Annotated in this window: 15 protein-coding genes; 6 read left to right on the top strand and 9 right to left on the bottom strand. The window is 74.5% G+C overall.

Going from position 1 to position 16524, the window contains the following annotated elements; translation table 11 throughout:
* Nucleotides 1–94 precede the first annotated feature (94 nt).
* The 3 genes from ACWEK3_RS40200 (at nucleotide 95) to hypA (ending at nucleotide 1705) form a co-directional block, all read left to right on the top strand.
* Nucleotides 95–691 (top strand): NifU family protein, encoded by a 597-nt coding sequence (locus tag ACWEK3_RS40200; RefSeq protein WP_450546839.1) that lies wholly within the window; start codon nucleotides 95–97, stop codon nucleotides 689–691.
* Nucleotides 688–1284 (top strand): DUF5947 family protein, encoded by a 597-nt coding sequence (locus ACWEK3_RS40195; protein WP_453252037.1) that lies wholly within the window; start codon nucleotides 688–690, stop codon nucleotides 1282–1284. Before ACWEK3_RS40200 ends, ACWEK3_RS40195 begins: the two co-directional genes overlap by 4 nt.
* Nucleotides 1285–1345: 61 nt before the next feature.
* Nucleotides 1346–1705 (top strand): hydrogenase maturation nickel metallochaperone HypA, encoded by a 360-nt coding sequence (gene hypA / locus ACWEK3_RS40190; RefSeq protein ID WP_450546841.1) that lies wholly within the window; start codon nucleotides 1346–1348, stop codon nucleotides 1703–1705.
* 70 nt (nucleotides 1706–1775) lie between these two features.
* Here hypA and hypE read toward each other — a convergent pair whose 3' ends face one another.
* From hypE to ACWEK3_RS40155, 7 genes are all read right to left on the bottom strand, one after another.
* Nucleotides 1776–2765, bottom strand: a complete 990-nt coding sequence (gene hypE / locus ACWEK3_RS40185; RefSeq protein WP_453252038.1) for a hydrogenase expression/formation protein HypE — start codon at nucleotides 2763–2765, stop codon at nucleotides 1776–1778.
* Between the two features lie 85 nt (nucleotides 2766–2850).
* Nucleotides 2851–4011: a hydrogenase formation protein HypD gene (gene hypD, locus ACWEK3_RS40180; protein ID WP_450546842.1), complete on the bottom strand. Its 1161-nt coding sequence runs from the start codon at nucleotides 4009–4011 to the stop codon at nucleotides 2851–2853.
* Nucleotides 4011–4343 carry a HypC/HybG/HupF family hydrogenase formation chaperone gene (locus ACWEK3_RS40175; protein WP_365419317.1) on the bottom strand — a complete coding sequence of 111 codons (333 nt, stop codon included), beginning with the start codon at nucleotides 4341–4343 and terminating at the stop codon, nucleotides 4011–4013. Before ACWEK3_RS40175 ends, hypD begins: the two co-directional genes overlap by 1 nt.
* A 73-nt stretch (nucleotides 4344–4416) precedes the next feature.
* The gene (hypF, locus tag ACWEK3_RS40170) at nucleotides 4417–6792 is read right to left on the bottom strand and encodes a carbamoyltransferase HypF (protein ID WP_450546843.1); all 2376 of its coding nucleotides are present in this window, start codon (nucleotides 6790–6792) and stop codon (nucleotides 4417–4419) included.
* Nucleotides 6789–7562, bottom strand: a complete 774-nt coding sequence (gene hypB, locus ACWEK3_RS40165; protein WP_390725919.1) for a hydrogenase nickel incorporation protein HypB — start codon at nucleotides 7560–7562, stop codon at nucleotides 6789–6791. The genes hypF and hypB overlap by 4 nt, the downstream gene beginning before the upstream one ends.
* A 67-nt stretch (nucleotides 7563–7629) precedes the next feature.
* Nucleotides 7630–8232 (bottom strand): hydrogenase maturation protease, encoded by a 603-nt coding sequence (locus tag ACWEK3_RS40160; RefSeq protein ID WP_453252036.1) that lies wholly within the window; start codon nucleotides 8230–8232, stop codon nucleotides 7630–7632.
* Nucleotides 8229–9938, bottom strand: a complete 1710-nt coding sequence (locus ACWEK3_RS40155) for an enoyl-CoA hydratase-related protein (RefSeq protein ID WP_453252035.1) — start codon at nucleotides 9936–9938, stop codon at nucleotides 8229–8231. The genes ACWEK3_RS40160 and ACWEK3_RS40155 overlap by 4 nt, the downstream gene beginning before the upstream one ends.
* Before the next feature lie 233 nt (nucleotides 9939–10171).
* On the opposite strand from ACWEK3_RS40155, the gene ACWEK3_RS40150 reads away from it, so the two are divergent.
* Nucleotides 10172–10531: a transglycosylase family protein gene (locus ACWEK3_RS40150; protein WP_450546846.1), complete on the top strand. Its 360-nt coding sequence runs from the start codon at nucleotides 10172–10174 to the stop codon at nucleotides 10529–10531.
* Nucleotides 10532–10587: 56 nt separating this feature from the next.
* Here ACWEK3_RS40150 and ACWEK3_RS40145 read toward each other — a convergent pair whose 3' ends face one another.
* A complete protein-coding gene (locus tag ACWEK3_RS40145; RefSeq protein WP_390875455.1) occupies nucleotides 10588–11469 on the bottom strand; it encodes a YegS/Rv2252/BmrU family lipid kinase in 882 nt (293 codons plus the stop codon).
* Between the two features lie 75 nt (nucleotides 11470–11544).
* A complete protein-coding gene (locus ACWEK3_RS40140; protein WP_450546847.1) occupies nucleotides 11545–13140 on the bottom strand; it encodes an FAD-binding oxidoreductase in 1596 nt (531 codons plus the stop codon).
* Between the two features lie 170 nt (nucleotides 13141–13310).
* On the opposite strand from ACWEK3_RS40140, the gene ACWEK3_RS40135 reads away from it, so the two are divergent.
* Both ACWEK3_RS40135 and ACWEK3_RS40130 read left to right on the top strand, forming a co-directional pair.
* On the top strand, nucleotides 13311–13946 hold the full coding sequence (locus ACWEK3_RS40135) for a TetR/AcrR family transcriptional regulator (RefSeq protein ID WP_453252034.1): 636 nt from the start codon (nucleotides 13311–13313) through the stop codon (nucleotides 13944–13946).
* On the top strand, nucleotides 13943–15541 hold the full coding sequence (locus tag ACWEK3_RS40130) for a glycerol-3-phosphate dehydrogenase/oxidase (protein ID WP_450546849.1): 1599 nt from the start codon (nucleotides 13943–13945) through the stop codon (nucleotides 15539–15541). Before ACWEK3_RS40135 ends, ACWEK3_RS40130 begins: the two co-directional genes overlap by 4 nt.
* Nucleotides 15542–16524: the final 983 nt, after the last annotated feature.

Below are 16524 nucleotides of genomic sequence, written 5' to 3'. Positions count from 1 at the left end.
AGCTTCGACCCCTGCCTCCCCTGCGGCGTCCACATGTACCTCGGCAACGGCAAAACCCTCACCACCACCCACACCCCCACCTACGGAGCCGAACATGCCTGACACGGAGCAGGACGCCCGGTCCGGCCGGCTCGCGGACCCGGACGTCGAGGCGCGGCTCGCCCGGCTCGACGAACTCCTCGCGGGGCTCGAGTCCGCTCCGGGGCCGACCGTGCGGTCCGCCCTGGATGCGGTGCGGCTGCTGACCGAGGTCTACGGCGAGGCGCTGGGCCGCGTCCTCGACCGTGCGGACGCCGAACTGACGCTGCGTCTGGCCGAGGACGAGTTGGTGGGGCACCTGCTGGTCCTGCACGAGATCCATCCCGAGCCGGCCGAGCGCCGGGCGGCGCGCGCCGTCGAACGGCTGCGCCCGGCCGTACGGGAGCGCGGCGGCGACGTCGAGTGGATGGGCCTGGAGGAACAGGTGGCCCGGGTGCGGGTGAGCACGGGCGGCGGCGGGTGCGGTTCCGGGTGCGGCGGCGCCACGGACGATGTGACCGGCGCCGTCCGTGCGGCCGTGCTCGCCGCCGCTCCGGAACTGGCGGCGGTGGAGGCGGTGCCCGGCGCGTCCGAGCGGCAGGCGGCTCCCGCGTTCGTCCCGCTGGAGACGCTCGCGCGCCGGGGTGCGCCACGGTCGCAGGAGCCACGGTGACCGGGGGCGGAGCGCTGGCCCGCCTCATCCGCTCCTCGGCGGGCCGGGCCTCCGCGGCACCGGGCGAGGTGTGCGATCTGTGCGCCGCGCCGGTGCCCGAGGACCACCGCCACCTCTACGACACCGCCGAGGCCGAGGTGCGGTGCGCCTGCGGCCCCTGCTCGGTGCTCTTCGCCGAGGACGGGGCGGGTGGCGGGCACTACCGGCTCGTCCCCCGGCGCCGGGTGCGGCTTCCGCGCGTCGACACGGCCGCGCTGGGGGTGCCGGTCGGTCTGGTCTTCTTCGTGCCGCGCGCCGACGGCACGGTCACCGCCGAGGGCCCGAGCCCGGCGGGTGCCATGCGGTGGGAGGTGGACGCGGCGGTCTGGCGGCAGTTGACCACCCGGTTCCCCGAACTCGCCTCCATGGAGCCCGACGTGGAGGCGCTGCTCGTCAACACCGTCCAGGGCCTGGACCACCACTGGATCGTGCCCGTCGACGACTGTTTCCGGATGCTGGCCGTGGTCCGCCGCGAGTGGCGGGGTCTGTCCGGCGGGGGCCGGGTGTGGCCCGCCGTCGAGGAGTTCTTCGCGGAGCTGACCGAACAGAACTGACCAAGCGGAACTGACCAAGCAGAACTGACCGGACGGAACTGGCCGATCGGAGCTGACCGGCATGCACGAGTTGTCGATCGCCACCGCCATCGTGGAGCAGGCCGACGAGGTTGCACGGGCCGAGGGGACGGGCGCCGTGTCGGTGGTGACGGTGCGGGTGGGCGAGTTGGCCGGGGTCGTACCCGACGCCCTGAGCTTCGCCTTCGAGATCGCCCGGGAGGGCACCGCCCTGGCCGGGGCCCGGCTCGTCGTCGAGCAGGTGACCGCGCACGCCTACTGCGTCCCGTGCGACACGGAGTTCCCGGTCGGCATGCCCCCGTTCTTCTGGTGCCCGCACTGCGACCGTCCGTCGCGGGACCTGCGCAGCGGACGGGAGTTGGAGATCACCGCCATCGAGCCCGCCCCGTCGCCCGCACCTTGACGGGCCCGCCAGGCGGCCGAGAGGCCCCGCCGGTGCGTCGTGCACCGGCAGGGCCTCTCGGCTCCAACGGTCAGCAGATGCGCGGCAGTTGCTCCCCCAGCGGCAGGTCGACGACCCGGGTGCCGCCGAGGCCGGTGGCGACGACCACCATGCCGGGATGGTCGGCGACGCACTCGCCGATGAGCACGGCTCCGCCGCCCTGCGGATGGGCACGCATCGCCTCCAGGACGGCCTCCGCCTCGGTGGGCGGCACGAAGGCGACGAGCCGGCCCTCGTTGGCGACGTACAGCGGGTCGAGGCCGAGGAATCCGCAGGCGTTCGTGACCGCCTCAGGGACGGGGATGGCGCGTTCGCGCAGCAGGACCCCGGTGCCGGAGGCGCGGGCGATCTCGTTGAGGGAGGCGCCGAGACCGCCCCGGGTGGGGTCGCGCAGCACGTGGATGTCCGGGGTGACGGCCAGCATGGCGGCCACCAGGTCCCCCAGGGGCGCGGTGTCGCTGGCGACCTCGACGCCGAACTCCAGGCCCTCCCGGACGCTCATGATCGCCACACCGTGCAGGCCGATCGGGCCGCTGACGATGACGGCGTCGCCCGGCCGGGCCCGCTGCGGACGGATGTCCACTCCCTCGGGCACGACACCGACCCCGGCGGTGGTGACGTACACGCCGTCGCCGTGTCCGGCCTCCACCACCTTGGTGTCGCCGGTGGCCACGGTGACGCCCGCGGCTTCGGCGGCCGCGCCCATGGCACGTGCGATCCGGTCGACCACGGTCAGTTCCACGCCCTCCTCCAGCACGAAGGCAGCGGAGAGGTAGGCGGGCCGGGCGCCGCTCATCGCCAGGTCGTTGACGGTGCCGTTGACCGCCAGGTCGCCGAGGCTGCCGCCCGGGAAGAACAGCGGCCTGACGACGTAGGAGTCGGTGGAGAACGCCAGCCGGGTGCCGCCGAGGTGGAGCACGGCGGAGTCGCCCATGGCGGCGAGGACGGGGTTGCCGTAGGCCGGGGCGAAGACGTCCCGGATCAGTTCGGCGGACAGCGCGCCGCCTCCGCCGTGGCCCATCACCACGACCGGCTGGTCGCGCAGGGGGGCGGGACAGGTCCAGTTCGCCGGGTCGACGGGGGCGTCGGCCGCCGCGGAAGCCAGTTCAGCCAACGGGGTTCATCTCCTCCTGCGGGATGCGGGAGCCCTGCGGCGCCGGGGCGCCCGGTGAGGCCTGTCCGGTCATCCGGCGGTACAGGTAGTAGGCGGCGCAGGCACCCTCGCTGGAGACCATGGTGGCGCCGAGCGGGGTGCGCGGAGTGCAGGCGGTGCCGAACGCGGAGCACTCGGTGGGCTTGATCAGGCCCTGGAGGACCTCGCCCGCGCGGCACACAGCGGGCTCCTCGGTGCGGATGCCCCCGACGTCGAAGCGGTGCTCGGCGTCGTAGGCGCGGTAGGCGTCGGACAGCCGCCAGCCGCTTGCGGGGATGCGTCCGATGCCGCGCCAGGACCGGTCGGCCACCTCGAAGACCTCCTGGAGCATGCTCAGGGCGGCCGGATTGCCTGCCTCGCGCACGGCGCGCGGGTAGGCGTTTTCCACCCGGTGCTCGCCGCGCTCGAGTTGGTGCACGGCCCGGCGGATGCCTTCGAGGATGTCCAGCGGCTCGAAGCCGGTCACCACGACCGGCACCCGGTGCCGCTCGGCCAGGTCCGGGTACTCGGCGGTGCCCATGACGCTGCACACGTGCCCGGCGGCGAGGAAGCCCTGCACCCGGCAGGCCGGGGCGGTCATGATCGCCTCGATGGCCGGTGGCACCCGGACGTGCGAGACCAGCAGGCTGAAGTTGTCCAGGCCCAGGCGGCGGGCCTGGTGCACGGCCATGGCGTTGGCGGGAGCGGTCGTCTCGAAGCCGATGGCGAAGAACACCACCTGCCGGTCCGGGCGCTGCCGGGCGAGCCGGAGGGCGTCCAGCGGCGAGTACACCACCCGTACGTCCCCGCCCTCGCCCTTGACCCGGAACAGGTCCCGGTCGGTGCCCGGCACCCGCAGCATGTCGCCGAACGAGCAGAAGGTCACGTCGGGGCGCGCGGCGATCGCCAGTGCCTTGTCGATGACTTCGAGGGGGGTCACGCACACCGGGCAGCCGGGGCCATGGATCAGCTCGACCTCCTCGGGCAGCAGCTGGTCGATGCCGTGCCGGATGATCGAGTGGGTCTGGCCGCCGCAGACCTCCATCAGCGCCCATGGCCGGGTGACCGTCGCGCGGATCTCGTCCAGCAGCCGCCGGGCCAGACCGGGGTCGTTGAACTCGTCGATGTACTTCATCAGGCCTCACTCCCGCTCTTCTCGCGTTCCTCGGCCCCGGGGGCGTGCGGGGCCGGGTCGCCGGCCTGCTCGGCCGCCTGCACCCAGGCGTCACCGAACTCCTCTTCCAGCAGCCCCAGTTGCTCGAACAGCTCCAGGGACGCGCGGGCCGACTCCTCGTCCAGGCGCTGGAGGGCGAACCCGACGTGGACGATCACGTACTCCCCCACCCGCACATCGGGCAGGTATTCCAGACACGCCTGTTTCTGCACCCCGCCGAAGTCGATCAGACCGGTGAGCGGGTCGGCGCGGTGGTCGATGGCCACGACTCTGCCGGGCACTGCCAAACACATGGGTCACTCCGTCTCGTCGCTGTCTGTCGTCCGCCGGCCCCGCGGCCCTCGCGCGGGTCCCGGCCCGGTCGGCTCATACGGCGGCGGCTTCCGGACGCCGCCGCTGGTGCCGCTCGTGTGCCGCGACCACGAGCTGTCCGAGGGCCAGTCCGCCGTCGTTCGGCGGGACTTCGCCGTGGCGCAGGACGGTGAAGCCGTCCGCGGTGAGCAGCGCGGCGCACTCGTCCTCCAGCAAGCCGTTGGCGAAGACACCGCCGCTGAGGACGGCGGTGGTCAGGCCGGTGGCCGTGCGGGCGCGGTGGCAGATCTCCGCGACGGCCCGCGCGAGGCCCCGGTGGAAGCGGGCCGCGAGGACCGGTGGCGGGGTGCCGCGCCGCTGGTCGTCGAGGAGCGCCCGCAGCATGGGCGCCGGGTCGCAGCCGAGGGGGCCGGGTCCGTCGGCGATGGCGAAGGGGTACGCCGCGCTGTCGGCGTCCCGGGCCAGGGTCGCGGCGGCCTCCAGTTCCAGCGCGGCCTGCGCCTCGTACCCCGCGCGGTGGCACACGCCCGCGAGGGAGGACACGGCGTCGAAGAGCCGGCCCGTGCTGGAGGTCGGCACGCAGGCCAGGTCGCGCTCCAACTGCCTCCGCAGTAGCGACCGTTCGTCGGGTGCGCAGGCGGCGACGCTGGGCAGTCCGGGGTCCCAGGGCAGTCCCGCGGCCCACAGCCGGGCCAGGGCGAGCCGGCAGGGGTTGGCCACGCCCGCGTCGCCGCCGGGCAGCGGGGCGGGGGCCAGCCGGGCGAAGCGGCGGTGGCCGGTGTAGTCGGCGAGCAGGAACTCGCCGCCCCAGACGGTGCCGTCGTCGCCGTATCCGGTGCCGTCGAAGGCGACGCCGATGACGGGCGTGGTGCCGTCGAGGCCGTGCTCGGCCATCGCCGAGGCGATGTGCGCGTGGTGGTGCTGGACCAGTACGGGCTCCGGCTCCAGGAGTTCGGCCGCGCGGCGGCGTGCCCAGCGGGCCGAGTGGTAGCCGGGGTGGCGGTCGGCGGCGACCAGGGCGGGGGTCACTCCGGTCAGGCGCAGCAGGTGCCGTTCCGCCCGCCGGGCGGCCTCCTGGGTGGCGAGGTCCCCCATGTCGCCGATGTGCGGCCCGAACCAGGCCTGCTCGCCGTCGCCGATACACGGGACGTTCTTCAGGTCGCCGCCCACGGCGAGCGCGGGGCGCACCGCAAGCGGCAGGCGCAGCGGGCGGGGCGTGTAGCCGCGGGAGCGGCGCAGCACCTGTTCGGTGCCGTCGGGGCGTACCCGCAGCAGGGAGTCGTCGCAGGGGGAGGCGATGGGCCGGTCGTGGGCGAGCCAGGCGTCGGCCAGCCCGGCGAGCCGGGTCAGCGCCTCCTCGTCGTCGGTGACGATCGGTTCGCCGGAGCGGTTGCCGCTGGTCATCACCAGCACGCGGGGGCCGGGGGGATCGCCGGGCAGCCCGAACAGCAGGGTGTGCACGGGGGTGTAGGGCAGCATCACGCCGACGTGGGGGCTGCCGGGGCACACCTCGTCGGACAGGCGGAGCCCGTCCGGGCGTGCGCGCCGGCGCAGCAGGACGATGGGCCGCGTCGGGCCGCTGAGCGCGGCCCGTTCGCGGTCGGTCGGGTCGGCGATCCGCTCGACGGCGGCGAGGTCGGCGCACATCACGGCGAACGCCTTGCCGCCGCGTTCCTTGCGTGCCCGCAGGGTGGCTACGGCGCGGGTGTCGGTGGCGTCGCAGGCCAGGTGGTAGCCGCCGACGCCCTTGACGGCGACGATCCGTCCGGCGTCGAGCAGGGCCCGGGCCGCGGCCAGGGCGTCCGTGTCCCGGGCCGGGCGGAGCCCGCTGTCCGCTGCGGGGACCAGGCGCAGCCGGGGGCCGCAGTCGGGGCAGGCGACGGGCTGGGCGTGGAAGCGCCGGTCGGCGGGGTCGGTGTACTCCCGGGCGCAGGCGGGGCACATCGGGAAGCCGGCCATGGTCGTGACCGCGCGGTCGTACGGCATGGCGGTGGCGATGGTGAAGCGGGGGCCGCAGTGGGTGCAGGTGATGAACGGGTGCCGGTGGCGGCGGTCGTCCGGGTCGGCCAGTTCGCGCAGGCAGTCGGCGCAGGTCGCGGTGTCGGGCGGGAGTTGTGTGCGTCCCGGGGCGTGTTCGCTGGCGCGGATGGCGAACGGGCCGGTGGCGCCGGTGGCGGGAAGGTCCTCCAGGCCGATGCCGGTGACGGCGGCCAGCGGGGGCGGTCGCCGGGCAAGTCGGTCGCAGAACCGGGTGACGTCGTCCGGCGGGCCCTCGATCTCGATCAGCACGCCGGCGGCGGTGTTGCTCACGAAGCCGGCCAGCTCCAGGCCGGCGGCGAGGCGGTGCACGTAGGGCCGAAAGCCCACGCCCTGCACGGTGCCGCGCACGGTGAGCCGGCGGCGCACCGGGCCGGTGACGGGTGCGGTCATGAGGCGGGGGTGGTCGCCGGGTGCGGTTGCGTGTGATGGTCGTGGGCCTGTTCCCCGTCGGCGGCGTGCTCGTGGACGTGGGGCCGCGGGGTGAGCGGCGGCCGGTGCAGCGGGGCGCCATCACGGGCGACCAGCACCCGGTCCAGGACGGTGTCGACGCCGTCGCCGGTGCGCGCGCAGGTCCGTACGATCTCCACCCCCGGGTTGACCTGCTGCACATGGGTGCGAAAGGCGGTCTCGTCGAAGCCGGCGGCCTCGGCCAGGTCGGTCTTGGTGACCACGACCAGGTGGGCGGAGCCGAACGCGGTGGGGTACTTCAGCGGCTTGTCCTCGCCCTCGGTCACCGCCATCAGCACGATCCGCAGGGTCTCGCCGAGGTCGTACGACGCGGGGCAGACGAGGTTGCCGACGTTCTCCACGAACAGCACCGCCGTGCTCTCGGGCAGCCAGCCCTCCAGCCGGGTACGGACCTGCCGGGCCTCCAGGTGGCAGAGTCCGTCGGTGAGCACCTGCTGCACCGGGGCGCCGGAGCGGGCCAGCCGGCGGGCGTCGTTCTCGGTCGCCAGGTCCGCGGTCAGCGCGGCCACCGGGACGTCCCGTTCGACGGCGCGGGCCAGCACCCGGCCGAGGAGTTCGGTCTTGCCGCTGCCGGGGCTGGACAGCAGGTTGACGACGGCCACGCCCTGCCGGGCCAGGTCGCCGCGCAGAGCGGCGGCGAGGTCGTCGTTCTTGGCGAGGACGGCCTGCTTGACGTCGACGGACCGGCACATGGCGCTGCTCCTCGGGGTCGGCTCTGGGGCGGGGGCGGGGAGGACGGGTGGAGGGTTGCGGGGCCCCTCACCGATCTTCGGCCGCTTCGGTGGCGAGGTGCGGGAGCGCAGCCGTGTGCGCGGGGGCGGATTCCTCCGTGCGGACCAACGGCGGGGTGGCCGCGGGGTCGGCGAGCAGCACCGGGACCATGGTGTGCAGGGCCTCGACGGCCGGGGCGACGGCCTTGCGCACCGGGTCGCTGAGCCCGGCCATGATGTCCTCGTCGCCGCGGGGCCGCGCCTGGGGCTCGCAGGCGAGTACGAGGACGCGCGGGAGCGGACCGTCGCCCAGGTGTGCGGCCAGGGCGAGCACCTTGGCCGGGTCCATGCCGTGGGCCTCCGGCGGGGCCGCGGCGCCGGCGTCGTCGTCGGGGAGTTCCGCCTCGATCAGGGACAGGGTGCCGGGCCGGTGGCCGCGCGGCGCCACGTCGACCAGGACGGCCGTGTCGTAGCCGTCCAGCAGTTCGTAGGCGAGGTCCAGGCCGCGGATGCCGAAGTCCCGCACCCGGACTCCGGCCGGCAGCGGGCGGGAGCCGAGGGCCTGGATCACCTCGGGGCCGAAGGCGTCGTCGGCGAGGAAGATGTTGCCGACGCCGGCGACCAGGAGCCGGGTGCCGGGCGGCGGCGTCATCGGGTGCCTCCGGTGAGCGGGGCGCCGGCCGCGGACAGGGGGCGGGCGCAGGCGCCGGGGAGCTTGCGGACGAACGCCGAGCGCAGCGCGTGGTAGGGGGCGGCGGGGTCGAAGAAGATGTCGCGCATCCGGGCGAGTTCGGCGCGCCGGTGGTCCGCGAGCGGCCGTAGCGCCTCGTCGCGTGCGCGGGCCGCCACCTTGGCGTCGATCCGCCGGCCGAGGTCGGGTGCGTCCGCGAGCCCGGCCGCCATGCGGTCGACCTCGGCGGTGAACTCCCCCGCGGGAACGGGCACGAGACGGTCCACCAGGCCCAGGCCGTGCGCGGTGGCGGCGCTCACCGGCAGGGCCTCGGTGGTCAGCCGCTCGGCCGCCCCGGTGCCGGTCCGGCGCGGCAGGGTGTACGTCCAGAACTCCGAGCCGTACAGGCCCATCCTGCGGTAGTGCGGGTTGAGTACGGCGCCGGTGCGGCACCACACCTCGTCGGCGGCGAGGGCGAGCATGACGCCGCCCGCGGCGGCGTTGCCGCCGAGCGCGGCGACCACCAGCCGGTCGGCGGTGTGCAGCACCGCCTCGACCAGGTCGTCCATGGCGTTGAGGTTGGCCCACGACTCGGCGGCCGGGTCGTCGGACGCCTCGATGACGTTCAGGTGGATGCCGTTGGAGAAGAAGTCGCGGGCGCCGCCGAGGACGAGTACCGGGGTGGAGCGGGTGAGCGCGTGGCGGTAGGCGGCGAGCAGCCTGCGGCAGTGGCCGGTGCTCATCGCGCCGCCGGGGAAGGAGAAGGCGACGAAGCCGACGTCCCCGCGCTGCCGGTAGCGGATGTCGGTCCAGGTGCGCCGCCCCGGGGGCAGTTCGAGCGATACGGCCGCCTCCGGGAGACCGGTCGGGCCGAGGACCGAGGCAGCCGGGCGTTTGAAGGGGGCCGGGTCGCCGGAGTTCTTGCGCGGCCTGAGTTCCGGGATCCACACGGCGCCGTCCCGGGTGGCGCGGCACACCGCTCCCGCCCGTGTGGCGAGCAGTTCTCCGGGGCGGCCGCGCAGTTGGTCCTCCGGGTGACCGCCGTGCAGGAACAGTTCACGGCCGAGGAGTTCGTCGAGGACTCCGGGCTGCGAGTCGGCGCCCCTCAGCTTGTTCAGCACGGTCGCGGTGCTGTCGTTCTCCCAGTCGACGCGGCGCCGCTCCTGGCGCAGGAAGCCGCGCCAGACGACGCGGGTGGCGGGGTCGCTCTGCGGCAGCGGCTTGAAGGAGCCCTCGGCGTAACGCCGTACGGCCAGGAGTACGGCGGCCACGGCGGCGTCGGAGACCTCGTTGCGGTACAGGTCGCTCTTGCCGACCGGCGCCGTCGGGAACGGCATGGCCGCCCAGATGTCGCCGGCGTCCATCGCCGCCTCGGCCTGAAGGACCGTCACGCCCCAGTCGGGTGCCTGGTCGGCGATCGCCCAGTCCAGCGCGGAGGGGCCTCGGTCGCCCGGTGGGCCGGGGTGCACGATGAGGCAGGTGTGCTCCCGCCACACGTCCTCGGGCAGCGCGGTCTTGAGCATCGGCGCGATGACGAGTTCCGGGTTCGTCTCGGCGACGGCGGTGCGGACGGCGTCGGGGCCCGGTGTGGCGAGTACGACGTCGACGTGGTGGCCGTGGTCCGCCAGTTCGGCGTAGACGCGCTGCGACAGGCTGTTGAAGGCGCTGACGACGAGCAGAATGTCCATGACGGGGCATGGTGTCCGGTTCGCGAGGCTCCGGGAAGGACCCCGGCGGGGCGTTCGTCCGTCTGCGCCAGACCGCGTCCGCCGTCCGCGTCAGGTCCCCTCCTCCATCCGGATCGCGCTGCACGGACCCTCGAAGGCGAAGCCACTGACTCGCCGGCCGTCAGCACCTCGACGGACAGGTACCCGGCGCGTCGCTTCACTACTTTCTGATCATACGATGTAACAGTCTGCATATGATCTGTCAGCAGAATATCGACAGGGCTCCCAGCCGCCGCCCTCGCGCGCTGCGCGGAACCCTGCTGGTCGCGGCGACCACCGCGGCACTGGCCGGCGGACCCCAGGCGACGGCGCTCCCGGCCGTCGGTCTCAGTCCAGACTGGGACGCCATCGCCGCATGCGAGTCCAGCGGCAACTGGAGGGCGAACACCGGCAACGGATACTACGGCGGACTCCAGTTCCGCCAGTCCAGCTGGATCGCCGCGGGAGGGCTGAAGTATGCGCGCCGAGCGGACCTGGCCTCGCGCAGAGAGCAGATCAGGGTGGCCGGGCGACTGGCCGTCCTCCAGGGGATGTCGGCGTGGGGCTGCTCCTGACATCACTTCGATCGACCAAGTGCCGCTCTCTGACCGCCAGTTGAGCCGACGAGTGGTCAGCAGAGCACGGCGAGCGCGCCGGGCAGCACGCGGGCCGTGACGGGCAGGACCGCCTCGACCTCGCCGTCGGCGCCGTAGGGCACCTCGCGGTCGGCGGCGACACGGATCCGTCTGCCCCGCAGGATCCGCACCTCGGGGCGCTCCACGTGCGCGCCCGACTTCAGTTCGTTCATCAGCGCGAAGAAGAGTCGGCGCGGTGCCTCGCGGATCATCACCACGTCGAGCAGGCCGTCGTCGACGCGGGCGCCGGGCGCGATCATGCGACCGGAGCCGTAGTAGGCGGAGTTGGCGGCCACCACGGTGTAGCCGCGGTGGGTGTGCTCCTCGCCGTCGACGGTGACGTGGTAGGTCGCCGCCCGCCAAGTGGCCACGGCGCGCAGCCCGCCCGCGTAGTAGGAGGCGGCGCCGCGCAGCAGCCGGGAGTTGTTCGCGTGCCGGTTGGCGAGCGCGTCGACGCCCGCGTACACGCTGCCGAGGACGACGGTACGCGGGTGCGCGGCCGACTCCACCTCGATGGTGTCGACGCGGCGCGGGGTGCCATGGAGCAGGATCCGGGCCAACTCCGCTGGTTCGGCGGGCAGTTCCAGCGCGCGGGCGAAGTCGTTGCCGCGGCCCGCCGGGACCAGGCCCAGGAGGGTGCCGGTGCCGCTGAGGGCTCCGCCGACGCCGCCCGCGATGCCGTCGCCGCCCACGGCGAGCACGACGCGGTCGCGCTCCCCGGCCAGGCGGGCGAGTTCCTGGGCGTGGGCGAGACTGCGGCTGTACTCGGTCTCCACGCCCGCGCCGGCCTCCCGGAGCAGCCTGGCCACCCGCAGCAGCGCCGCGGCCCCGGCGGATCCGCCCGCGGTGGGGTTGACGATGGCGGTGAACTGTCGCATCGGTGGGGCCTCCGGGACGGAAAGGGGGCGGTCGCGGACGGTGCCGGGCCGGGGTCGGTCGAGGAGCAGCCTGGGTCAGTCGAGAGGCAGCAGAACGCCCGGGTTCAGCAGGCCGTCGGGGTCCAGTCTGCGCTTGACGGCCCGCAGGGCCTCGATGGCGAGCGGTCCGGCCTCCCGGACGTACCCGTCGCGGTGGTCGGTGCCCACGCCGTGATGGTGGCTGATGGTGCCGCCCGCGGCGAGGATGGCCTCGTTCGCGGCCCGCTTGGCGGGCGCCCAGTGCGCCATCGGGTCGTCGCCCTGGGCGCTGACCACGGTGAAGTACAGCGAGGCGCCGTTCTCGTAGACGTGCGAGATGTGGCACATCACCAGGGGCGGGGTGCCCGATTCGGTGAGCGTGGCGGTCAGCGCCGCGCGTACGGAGGCGTACAGCCCGGGGATGCGGGACCAGAAGGCGGCGGTCTCCAACGTCTCGGCGAACGCGCCCGCGTCCAGCAGGGAGTCGCGCAGGTAGGGCGCCGAGTAGCGGCCGTGGGCCCAGCGCTCCCCCGGCTCCTCGCCCAGGTAGGTGCCGCCGCACTCGCTCAGCACGGCCGCTGCATGCCTCCTGCGGTGGGCGGCGTCCTCCGCGGTGCCCTCGTAGCCCGCGATCGCCTGGCAGCCGGCACCCTGCCGGACATCCAGGGCTCCGATGGCGTCGGGCTGGGCGAGGCCGATCAGGGTCTCGGTCTCGTCGGACAGGCGCAGCACGGTCGGGCGCGGCCCGTCCTGGGCGAGTCGGCGCAGGGCGGTGGCGCCCTCCTCGAAGGAGGCGAAGCGCCAGCCCTCGTGGACGCGGGTCTGCGGAAGGGGGCGCAGGCGCACGGTCACCGAGGTGATGACGCCGAACGCGCCCTCGGAGCCGAGGACGAGCTGGCGCAGGTCGGGTCCGGCCGCCGAGCGCGGGGCGCGGCCCGCCTCGACGGTGCCCTCGGGGGTGGCGAGGGTGAGGCCGAGCACCATGTCGTCGAAGCGGCCGTAGCCGGCCGAGGCCTGCCCGCTGGAGCGGGCGGCGGCGAACCCGCCGAGGGTGGCCCACTCGTAGGACTGGGGGAAGTGGCCGAGGGTGAAGCCGTGTTCGGCCAGCAGTGCCTCCGCGTGCGGGGCCCGCAGGCCCGTTTGCAGGGTGGCGGTGCGGGAGACCGGGTCCAGGGCGAGCAGCCGGTTCATACGGCGCAGGTCCAGGGCGACGAAGGGGCGGCGGCGCTCGGGGGCGAGACCGCCGACGACCGAGGTGCCGCCGCCGAACGGGACCAGGGCCAGGCCGTGGGCGGCGCAGGCGCGCAGCACGGCGAGTACCTCGTCGTGGTCCGCGGGGAGCACCACGGCCGCCGGGACGTCCGTGACGTCGCCGTCCCTGATGCGCAGCAGGTCCGGGGTGGACTTGCCGCGGGTGTGGCGGATCCGGGACTCGGCGTCGGTGCGGACGTGCGCCTCGTCGCCCACGGCCTCACCCAGGGCGCGGAGCGCGTCCGCGGTCAGCGGTGAGGCGGGGACGCGGATCTCCTCCAGGGCGACCGGTCCGGTCTCGCGGGGCTTGACGCCGAGCAGGTCGCGCAGGAGTCCGGTCACCGGCTCGGGCAGCGGTGTGGCCCTGGCCGGGTCGCCCCAGCCGCTCCACAGCATGTCCATGGGGTGTTCCTCACCGGTCGTGTCGAAGGAGGGGGGCCTTGTTCCTAGCGCCGTGTTCTGAGTGCCGTGTTCTGGGCGGCTGTTCTGAGTGCCGTGTTCTGGGCGGCTGTTCTGAGTGCCGTGTTCCGCGGAGCGCCGCGACGCGACCGCAGGGCGTTACACTGTGACACATGACGCCTATTCGTCACAATGGTTCGGACCGGCCGGACCGCTCGGATCGTTCGGATCGTTCGGACAGTGATCCCGTACTCGACGCCGTGCGCGACTGCGTCCTGGCCGTCGGCGTCCGGCGTACGACCCTGACGGACGTGGCGCGCCGCGCGGGCGTGTCCCGGATGACGCTCTACCGCCGCTGGCCCGATGTGCGGTCCCTCGTCGGCGATCTGATGACGCGGGAGTGGATCGCCGTGGCCCTCGGGGCGATGCCGGAGCGCAGGCCCGGGTCGAACGCGCGCACGCTGATCGTCGACGGGCTCGTGGCCGGGGTGAGGGCGTTCCGCGCCCACCCGCTCTTCCGCAAGATCGTCGACGTGGACCCCGAACTGCTCCTCCCCTATGTGCTGGACCGCCGGGGAGCCAGCCAGGAGGCCCTGCTCTCCCTGCTAGCCGATCACTTGCGCGAGGGCCACGCCGACGGGTCGGTGCGCGCCGGCCACACCGAGCGGCAGGCGCGGTCCCTGTTGCTGGTCGTGCAGTCCTTCACGCTGTCGCTGCGCACCATGACCGAGGAGGACGACCCCGAAGTGGACAGCGAGGCCTTCCTCGCGGAACTGCGGACCATCCTGGAGAGGACCCTGACGCCATGAGCTTCGGCAACGACCCGGCCGTCCCCGCGCACACGGCTCCGGGCACCTCCCTCACCGCCGCCCGCCGCGCCCGCGAACTGGCCCGCACCGTCGGCGGTCCGGCCGTGGACGTCCTGGTCGTCGGTCTCGGCGCGACCGGCGCCGGGGCCGCGCTGGACGCCGCGGCGCGCGGGCTGAGCGTCGCCGCGATCGACGCCCACGACCTGGCCTTCGGCACCTCCCGCTGGAGTTCGAAACTCGTCCATGGCGGACTGCGCTACCTCGCCTCCGCCCAGTTCGACGTCGCCCACGAGAGCGCGGTCGAACGCGGTGTGCTGATGGAACGCACCGCTCCCCATCTGGTCGGCGCCCAGCCGTTCGTCCTGCCCCTCACGCCACTGGTCTCTCGCGGCCAGGCCGCCCTGGCCTGGGCCGGCTTCCGCGCCGGCGACGGGCTGCGGCTGGCGGCACGTACCGCCCGCGCCACCCTGCCGGTGCCGCGCAGGCTGTCCGCCGTGGAGACCCGCCACCTCGCGCCCGCCGTGCGCGGCACCGGGCTGCGCGGCGGTCTGCTGTCCTGGGACGGGCGGCTCACCGACGACGCCCGCCTGGTGACCGCGCTCGCCCGTACGGCGGCGGGTCGCGGCGCCCGCGTCCTGACCCGGGTCCGGGCCCTGGAACTCACCGGTTCCGGAGCCCGGGTACGTGACGAACTGACCGGCGAGGAGGGCGAGATCCGGGCCCGCGCCGTGATCAACGCCTCCGGGGTGTGGGCAGGCGGCCTGGTGGACGGCATCCGGATCCGGCCCTCCCGCGGCACCCACCTCGTGCTGCGCTCCGGCCTGCTCGGCCCGCTGCCTGCCGGGCTGCACATCCCGGTCCCCGGGGAGACCAACCGCTTCGTCCTGGTCCTGCCGCAGGACGACGGCCGGGTCTACGTCGGGCTCACCGACGAGCCCGTCGAGGGCGGCGTCCCGGACGTGCCGGAGGTTCCCGAGTCCGACGTCGGCTTCCTGCTCGACGTGCTGGCCTCCGCCCTCGACGTGCCCATACGCCGCGACGACGTGGCGGGCGCCTTCGCGGGTCTGCGTCCCCTGCTGGACACCACGCCGGCGACCGGGTCCGCCTCGGCAGCCCGGACCGCGGACATCTCCCGCAGGCACGCGGTGCTCACCTCGCCGGACGGCGTGATCACCGTGGTGGGCGGCAAGCTCACCACCTACCGGCGCATGGCCGAGGACGCCGTCGACACCGCCGTCGCCGCGCACGGACTCGGCGCGGGCCCCTCCCCCACGGCCGCCCTCCCCCTCGTCGGCGCCGCGTCACCGCGGATCCTCGCCGCGCTCCGGGCCCCGCACCGCCTGATCCGGCGCTACGGCACGGAGGCGCCGGCCGTCCACGCCCTGGGCGCTCGGGACCCACGCCTGCGCGAACCGGTGCTGGAGGGCCACCCCGTCACCCGTGCCGAACTCCTGTGGGCCGTACGCCAGGAGGGCGCCCTCGACGAGTCCGACCTCCTGGACCGCCGCACCCGAATCGGCCTCGTACCGTCCGACCGCACGACAGCACTGGAGGCCGCGCGCGAGGTGCTGGGCGAGACACTGGGCTCGCGGTGAACCGGCGGCCGCCGCTCGGTGCCCGGCGAACGGGCCGCGTCGCTCTCGGAGTCGGGGTGCTCGGCCCGCCGGCCGGGAGCCGGTGAGGGGGCCGAGCCCTGAGCGGGCGGGACACACGATGTCGGCGGGCGGCGTGGGGCACCGGCCCCGAGGCCGGCCAGGCACTCCGCCCGTACACCCAATGACCGCCGAGCCGCTGGCCGGCCCGCGTCCACACCAGAGCCACGCCCACGGCGCACCGGCCGGCGCCAGAACCACGTAAGTCAGCGCCGACGACGCCCTTCGACGCACACCCATGAGCGCCGGGGCCGCGCCCGCCAACGCCCGCACCGCAGGTCGGCGCCACGGCCGCGCCAGCCGCCGCCATAACGGCACGAGTTGGCGCCAGGGCCCCGCTCGTCAGCGCCGGGAGAATGCCCACGAGCGCCCGAACCCGAGATCGGCACCAGGAACAACACGCCAGCGCCGGGCCCATACAGGTCGACAGCAGCCAACGCCCTTCGCCCCCCCAGAGCCAGCCCCCCGGCGCCAAGACACCGCCCGCTCGGGCCCGGACCGGCAACGCGGCGCCAGGGTCCCGCCGGGGTCGGTGCCGCGTCTGTCTGCGTCAGGGATACCCATGGAAGCCAACGCCGCGCTCGTCGGCGTCAGCGAGGTCTTCGCCATCAGGCCCGCGCCCGTCCGTGACAGGCCCGCTAGTGCCCCGACAGACAACGTTCGCCCCGTCGCGACGCCCGGCACGCTCCCCCGAGCTCTTCGAGCAGGGGGACCCCCACTCGCCGCACCGGCCGAAAGCCCAAGTACGTCCAGTACGAGGACTTCCGGCCGGCCCGCCGAGAGCACGCACCGGACGCCGCTCCTTCACGGGCAAACGTTGCCTGCCGCGGCACTAGTAGACTGTCGCGGCTAATGTTTGGGGTAGAGGTGGCGCAGTTTGATACGCGCATCGTGGGTGGTGAACTGCCAGTCCACCTGACGTTGGT

This window comes from Streptomyces sp. NPDC004721 (assembly GCF_053601495.1).
This window is presented reverse-complemented; position numbering and strand designations above follow the sequence as displayed.